Origin of the sequence: Alkalihalobacillus sp. MEB130 (genome assembly GCF_032335535.1) — a bacterium.
Taxonomy (GTDB): domain Bacteria; phylum Bacillota; class Bacilli; order Bacillales; family Bacillaceae_D; genus Halalkalibacter.
The window spans coordinates 1-1,219 of the sequence record NZ_JAOANA010000063.1 but is presented as its reverse complement, the minus strand read 5'-3'; the positions used below and the strand labels follow the sequence as shown (position 1 = coordinate 1,219).

Sequence of the window (1,219 nt, the reverse complement as noted above, 5' to 3'; positions counted from 1 at the left end):
CGCCAGCGTTCGTCCTGAGCCAGGATCAAACTCTCCATAAAAGTGTTTGAGTTTCATCACTTTAGTGATGGAACATAGCTCAAAATGTATCGCTAACGATACTTCATCATTTTTAATAAAACGATGAGAAAAATTGACAAGATATCATGTATCTCTTTTCGCTTGGCTTTTGTTCAGTTTTCAAAGAACTCTATATCTCTTTTTAACGACTTTTTATATATTACCAAACCAAGATTGGTCTGTCAATATCTTTTTTGGTGGAGCCTAGCGGGATCGAACCGCTGACCTCCTGCGTGCAAGGCAGGCGCTCTCCCAGCTGAGCTAAGGCCCCAAAATAATGGTCGGGAAGACAGGATTTGAACCTGCGACCCCCTGGTCCCAAACCAGGTGCTCTACCAAGCTGAGCCACTTCCCGTAGATAACCGATCTTACGATCATGTTTAAAAATATGGCGCGCCCTGAGAGATTCGAACTCCCGACCTTTTGATTCGTAGTCAAACACTCTATCCAGCTGAGCTAAGGGCGCATATTAAAATGGTGCCGAGGGCCGGACTTGAACCGGCACGGTAGTCACCTACCGCAGGATTTTAAGTCCTGTGTGTCTGCCAATTCCACCACCCCGGCTAGGACTTCAATAAAAATATTAGATTAAAGAGCGGAAGACGAGATTCGAACTCGCGACCCCCACCTTGGCAAGGTGGTGTTCTACCACTGAACTACTTCCGCGAAATACTAATGCGGGTGAAGGGAGTCGAACCCCCACGTCATAAGACACTAGATCCTAAGTCTAGCGCGTCTGCCAATTCCGCCACACCCGCATATTAAAAGTTAAAAATGGTGAGCCATGAAGGACTCGAACCTTCGACCCTCTGATTAAAAGTCAGATGCTCTACCAACTGAGCTAATGGCTCTTAAAAGTTTAAGAAAGCGATGCCGGCCAGAGGACTTGAACCCCCAACCTACTGATTACAAGTCAGTTGCTCTACCAATTGAGCTAGGCCGGCGTATGGTGGAGGATGACGGGATCGAACCGCCGACCCCCTGCTTGTAAGGCAGGTGCTCTCCCAGCTGAGCTAATCCTCCATATTAAAATGCCTGGCAACGTCCTACTCTCACAGGGGGAAGCCCCCAACTACCATCGGCGCTGAAGAGCTTAACGACCGTGTTCGGCATGGGAACGGGTGTGACCTCTTCGCTATCGCCACCAGACTATAGAATT

The 1,219-nt window shown here is 48.2% G+C and carries 9 tRNA genes and 1 rRNA gene; all 10 read right to left on the bottom strand.

Features of this window, described 5'->3' with window-relative positions:
• Window positions 1–255 precede the first annotated feature (255 nt).
• The 10 genes from N0O92_RS23745 to rrf all read right to left on the bottom strand — a co-directional run bounded on the left by N0O92_RS23745 (window position 256) and on the right by rrf (window position 1,209).
• A tRNA-Ala gene (locus N0O92_RS23745) sits at window positions 256–331 on the bottom strand.
• A gap of 7 nt (window positions 332–338) precedes the next feature.
• Window positions 339–415: transfer RNA gene (locus tag N0O92_RS23740), tRNA-Pro, on the bottom strand.
• A 34-nt stretch (window positions 416–449) separates the two neighbouring features.
• Window positions 450–526: transfer RNA gene (locus N0O92_RS23735), tRNA-Arg, on the bottom strand.
• Window positions 527–535: 9 nt separating this feature from the next.
• A tRNA-Leu gene (locus N0O92_RS23730) sits at window positions 536–624 on the bottom strand.
• Window positions 625–654: 30 nt separating this feature from the next.
• Window positions 655–726, bottom strand: a tRNA-Gly gene (locus tag N0O92_RS23725).
• Between the two features lie 10 nt (window positions 727–736).
• A tRNA-Leu gene (locus N0O92_RS23720) sits at window positions 737–818 on the bottom strand.
• A gap of 17 nt (window positions 819–835) precedes the next feature.
• Window positions 836–911 (bottom strand) — tRNA-Lys (locus tag N0O92_RS23715).
• A 20-nt stretch (window positions 912–931) separates the two neighbouring features.
• A tRNA-Thr gene (locus N0O92_RS23710) sits at window positions 932–1,004 on the bottom strand.
• Window positions 1,005–1,007: 3 nt separating this feature from the next.
• Window positions 1,008–1,083, bottom strand: a tRNA-Val gene (locus N0O92_RS23705).
• Window positions 1,084–1,093: 10 nt separating this feature from the next.
• A 5S ribosomal RNA gene (gene rrf / locus N0O92_RS23700) occupies window positions 1,094–1,209 on the bottom strand.
• Window positions 1,210–1,219 lie beyond the last annotated feature (10 nt).